Below are 5,334 nucleotides of genomic sequence, written 5' to 3' on the forward strand. Positions count from 1 at the left end.
GCAGGGCGTTGCCGAGGTTGTTGAGCGCTCCGCCTTCGCGGTGGCGGTCGTCGGTGTCGCGGTAGATGGTGGCGGCCTGGGTTAGGGCGTTGATGGCTTCGTCGAAGCGCCGCACCGGTTGCAGGGCGAGGCCGAGGTTGTTCAGCGCCTGGCCTTCGCGGTGGCGGTCGCCGAGTTCGCGGTAGATGGTGACGGCCTGGTTGTGGGCGTTGATGGCTTCGTCGAAGCGCCGTACCTCCTGCAGGGCGAGGCCGAGGTTGTTCAGCGTCGAGCCTTCGCGGTGGCGGTCGCCACGCTCCTGGCAGATAGTCAGGGCGGTAGTGGTGAGGGTGATCCAATCGTCGAAGTAACGGCGGTAATTGAGGTACTGGGCGAGGGAGAAGACGAGGGAGATGGTGGTGGCGGGGTAGCCGAGGGCGGTGGCGATCAGGCTGGGGTGTTCGGTATCCAGCCATTCCAGGGCAGACACACGGTCGGGGAAGCGGGGCGCGGGAGAGCCGGGCAGGGTCCTCAGGTGGGCGTCGGCGGCTTGAGTGGTGTCCTGGTAGTGGGTGAACAGGCGGGTGCGGGCGATGTCGCGTTGGTCGGGGATGGCGTGGGTGCGGCCGTGTTCGTCGGCGTAAAGGCGGACCAGGTCGTGCATGGCCCACCGGTGGCCGCTTCTCCGTTCGATCAGATGGGCGCGTGCCAGGCGAGTCAGGAGGTGTCTGGTTCCGCGTTCTTCGAGGTCGGCGAGGTGTCTGGTGGCTTCGGTAGAGATGCTGGGGCCGGGGTTGAGGGGAAGGAGTCGGAACAGCCGTGCCTGTTGTTGATCGAGTCGCTGGTAGGACAGATCGAAGGCGGCCCGCACCGCGCGTTCTTCGTAGCTGAGTTCGTCCAGCCGGGTGTGCTCTGCCCGCAGCTCTGAGGCCAGGTCAGCCGCCGTGTAGTCCATCGTGCCGTCCTCGGCCACGGTGTCGTTCTCGGCCAGGAGAGAGGCGGCGATGTTCAGGGCGAGGGGCAGGCGCGCACACAAGTCGGCGATCTTCGCTGCTTGCCCGAGAGCCTGGGTGATGCGGGTATCGCCCTCGCCGCGGGCCACGCGCAGTTCGGCTTCCAGCATCTGAACGGCTTCAGGCTTTTCCAGGACGTTCAGGTCGTGCAGTCGGGCGCCGATGGCGAGGGTGTGGCGAGAGGTGACGAGGGCGGCGTTGATGCCGTCGGCGGGCAGCAGCGGGGCGGCTTGGTCGGCGGTGGAGGCGTTGTCGATGACGACGAGGATGCGCCGGCTTTCCTCCGCGTAGGCGGCGAGGACACTCCGGTAGAGCCGCTGCCGGTCTTCCAGGCCGTTGGGGATGTGTTCGCCGGGAATGCCCATGGCGCGCAGCAGTCCTTCCAAGGCCCGTTCGGGGGTCAGGCGGCGTTCGGGGTCGTAGCCGGCCAGGTCGATGAACAGCACCCCGCCGGGAAACCAGCCCCGCTCCTTCCACGCTTCCGTGCCGGCCTTCTTCGCCAGTTCGGTCTTGCCGACCCCTGCAAGCCCGGAGACCGCGCTGACCAGCACTGCCTGCGGCCCGCCGTCCGGGCTCCCGCCCGGAGCCAGGACTCCGAGTACCGCCTCAAGGTCCTTCGTGCGGCCGGTGAACGCGGGTGAGGGCGCCTCCAGCCCTCCCAGGGCCGGAGTGATTTCCGGCGGCAGCTGCACGGTGATGTCACGTCCCTGGATGACCGCGTGGAAAGAAATCCCGCCGCTGAACGTGTTCAGAGTCTGGCCGCCGCCATCGGCGTCGACGCTCATGCCGGTCACCGTGCGGGGCCGGAAGCATCCTCACCGGACGCTGCGGCAGGGGGCGATGTAGGGAGTGGGGGTGGGGTGGTGAAGTTCAGGTTGGAGAAGTCCCGGCCCTGGAGGACCGGTCCGTTCTGGGTGCCGCCGCTGACGGTGTTCGTCACTGACCCGTCGCCGGTGCGCACCAGTTTGGCCTGCTCGTGCCAGGCCGTGAGGTGGGTACGGAAGTCCTCATCCACTGCGGCCCGTACCGCCAGGGCCGTGCTCAGCGCCTGCGCCCGGCTCTGATCGTCCGGAGCGGAGGCAAGGTGCACCAGTTCCGTCTCCCCGGAACTGACCGCCGGAGCCTGCCCGCCGCCGTCGCGGCGGAACGGGCGCCGTACCAGTGCACTCAGTCCCGCCCACGCCTGCTCGCCGAACTTCCCGCCAGCACCGCCGGCCAGTGCCGCCAGCAGGCCCACCGATACCGGATCCATCCCCCACCATCCTCGCCTTACGCAATCATGAACTTGCAGTCAGTGACGAATGGGAGGGTCTGACGGTTCCCGCCCCGCATGGCGCAACCCGCTTCCTGCGGGCGGCGATCGGTCCTCGCCGTGGCCGACCTGCCTAGCCGGTGCAGGAGGCTGCTGTCGAAGCCCCTGGCTGGCCGGTACGGGGACATGCGACTGGCTTGAGTGTGCGGCTCTGATGTGAAGGGTGACAACCACCCATCCTCGACCCGCGCCTCTCATGTTCGCCCTGCCCGTGGACTGGTCCGTCATCGTGAGTTGTGTGATCGGATCGGACGCCGTACACAGCACCAGCCCCGCCTTGCGTTGCCGATCATCGTGCAACCGTGTCCTGACCAACGGAGACCAGCCTGTGGGGGACCGGATTGAGATGGGATGGTCTGTCTCCGAGGCAGGCTCCTACGATCGCTCATTACCCGGTAATAGTGTGCGGTCTGGCCGGGTCCGGCAGACGGGGCTATTACCGGGTAATGGCGCGTGGCTTCGCTGACTCCCCAACAGGTCCTCCAAACTAACGCGTCGATGAAGCTATCGATCATGAACGTTAGTAAGGTGTCCCGTATGAGTTCGCCAGCCACCTCTAGCGACCGCGAGAAGGTCGTCTCCAAGCTGCCGGGATGGCTCCGGCAGAACCTCAAGATCAGAACAGCCCAGCACGGCATCGAGATCCAGACCGCCGTCGAACAGGGCATCAACGACTGGTGCAACCTGGCCTCCGCCAGGGCAACCGTCGATACCGCAGGGGCCGACCCCTTCTCTACCTGGCTGCCTACCGGACAATGGGAAGGCTTCCGCGAAGTCGTCGCGGACCGCCGTGTCTCCCTCATCCAGGGCCTTGCCCAGGCCGTCCAGTTGTGGCTCGACTCCAACCCCGCCCCCGATGTTGAACGCCCCGAGGTCACCCGCCGCATCGTCGTCTGCAACCAGAAGGGCGGCGTCGGTAAGACGGCCATCACAGCCGGACTCGGTGAAGCACTCGCCGAAGACCCCAACGCCCTGCACTCGGTCCGCGTCGCCAAAGCACTGGCGAAAGCACTCCGTGCGAGTGACGACCCGTCCGGTGAGGCACTGGCAAACGACCTCCTCGACATCGAGAACCTGCCCGGCCTCGGCCTACGCGTCCTCCTCGTCGACTTCGACCCACAGTGCCACCTCACCAACCAGCTCGGCGGTACCCCACTGCCGATGGATGGCGACAGCCTCACCAACCACATGGCGGGTGCCCCCAAGGGCGACCTCCGTGACCTCATCGTCTCCGTCGACGACGACACCTTCGGCGGCCGGCTGCATCTGCTGCCCGCCTGCAACGACGCCTTCCTTCTTGACGTACGCCTGTCTGCCGTACGAGCCCGGGAATCAGCCCTCGAACGCGCGCTCGCACCACTCGAAGCCGACTACGACGTGATCCTTGTCGACTGCCCGCCCAGCCTCGGCCTCAGCATGGACGCCGCCGCCTACTACGGCCGCCGCCGCGACGGAGAAACACCCGGCCAGTCCGGCGCCCTGATCGTCGTCCAGGCCGAAGACAGCTCCGCCGACGCCTACGAACTTCTCACCAGCCAGATCGGCGACCTACGCGCCGACTTGCAAGTCGACATCGACTACCTCGGCATCGTCGTCAACCTCTACGACTCCCGCCGCGGCTTCATCGCCACCTCCTCACTGCAGGGGTGGGTCGACATAAAGGATCCCCGCGTCGTCGGCCTCATCGGCGACCTCAAGGAACAGAAGGAAGCAGTCCGCATGAAGCAGCCGCTGCTGTCGTACGCCCCCAAGTCACAGCAGGCAATCGGCATGCGCGCACTGGCCAGGGAGATCGCATGAGCAAGGCCGACCAGCTGGGTGCAGGACGCTTCGGCGGGGGAGTGCGGCCCGTCAGCGCACGCCGACAGGCCGTAGCCGCCGCCACAGGAGTCCCCACCGAGGGCATTGCCCCTCCCACCGAACTCCCCCCGAACCGCATCAGCCTCAACCCCGACAACCCCCGTTCCAGTCTCGGCGACCTCACAGACCTTGTCGGAAGCCTGAAGACCCACGGCCAGAAGCAGGCGATCACGGTGATGAACCGCGACGCCTACATCACCGCCAACCCTGCACGCGAAGCCGACCTCGAAGCCGACACCACTCACGTCGTCATCGACGGCAGCAGCCGCCTTGCTGCCGCCCGCGAAGCACAACTGACCACCATCAAGATCATGGTCAGTGACGACCAGGGCAGCACCTCCGAGGAACTCCTGGAGTCCGCTCTCGTCGCCAACATCCACCGCCAGGACCTCGAGGAACTCGACGAAGCCCGTGCCCTCGACCGACTTCTGAAGATCCACGGCAGCCAGACCGCGCTGGCCAAGAGGCTGCACCGCACCCAAGGCTGGGTCTCTCAACGCCTGGCGCTGCTCAACCTCACACCGGAACTTCAGGCCAGGATCGGCGAAGAGCCCATCAAACTGCTGCGAGCAGTGGGCAACAAGCCGGCCGCCAAGCAGGAGGCAGCCCTCAAGGAACTCAAGGACGAACGGGCCCGTCAGGAAGCAGAGAAGCAGAAGCGCGGCCAGAAGAAGAACGACGCGTCGGCCCGCCAGGACTCTGAGCGGTCGGACAGCCATTACCCGGTAATAGACAGTGCGGCGAACTCGTTGCCCTCCAGCGACTCGGCAGCCGATGGCAACAGGGAAGACGGCAACGCTCACCTACCAGGTCGCGATGATCCCGGTACGGCAACGCGGGAAGCAGCCGATCAGGAAGACGGGACGCAGCAGTCTGTTCCCGAACCGCGATCTCACACTGATGAACGAGCCGAGGAAAACCCGGCCTCAGAACAGCCGCGGCGGCTGTTCCCCTACAGCGACGGCGTGGACGCCGCGATGCACCTGATCCAAAAGATGGCACCTGACGAGTTCCACAAGATGCTGGACCTGCTCATCAAGCACAGGGAAGGCCAGACCAACACCGCCAGTTGAGTCCCCTGCCTGAGCCGAGTGGGCCGGTCACCGCGCGACTGCAGTAGAACCGACCGCCGTGCCGGGCGGCGGCACGGACACACAGCCAGCGGTGGCC

The 5,334-nt window shown here is 66.6% G+C and carries 4 protein-coding genes; 2 read left to right on the plus strand and 2 right to left on the minus strand.

Annotated elements, in window-relative coordinates; all coding sequences use genetic code 11:
• On the minus strand, nt 1-1,777 hold a 1,777-nt coding region (locus ACWDGI_RS41970; protein WP_450768309.1), incomplete at its 3' end, for a tetratricopeptide repeat protein.
• A 5-nt stretch (nt 1,778-1,782) separates the two neighbouring features.
• Nucleotides 1,783-2,244: a hypothetical protein gene (locus ACWDGI_RS41975; RefSeq protein ID WP_450768310.1), complete on the minus strand. Its 462-nt coding sequence runs from the start codon at nt 2,242-2,244 to the stop codon at nt 1,783-1,785.
• A 597-nt stretch (nt 2,245-2,841) separates the two neighbouring features.
• Here ACWDGI_RS41975 and ACWDGI_RS41980 point away from each other — a divergent pair.
• Both ACWDGI_RS41980 and ACWDGI_RS41985 read left to right on the plus strand, forming a co-directional pair.
• Nucleotides 2,842-4,104: a ParA family protein gene (locus tag ACWDGI_RS41980; protein WP_450768311.1), complete on the plus strand. Its 1,263-nt coding sequence runs from the start codon at nt 2,842-2,844 to the stop codon at nt 4,102-4,104.
• Nucleotides 4,101-5,237 (plus strand): ParB/RepB/Spo0J family partition protein, encoded by a 1,137-nt coding sequence (locus ACWDGI_RS41985; RefSeq protein ID WP_450768312.1) that lies wholly within the window; start codon nt 4,101-4,103, stop codon nt 5,235-5,237. The genes ACWDGI_RS41980 and ACWDGI_RS41985 overlap by 4 nt, the downstream gene beginning before the upstream one ends.
• The last annotated feature ends 97 nt before the right edge of the window (nt 5,238-5,334 follow it).

Source organism: Streptomyces sp. NPDC001220 (assembly GCF_053597895.1).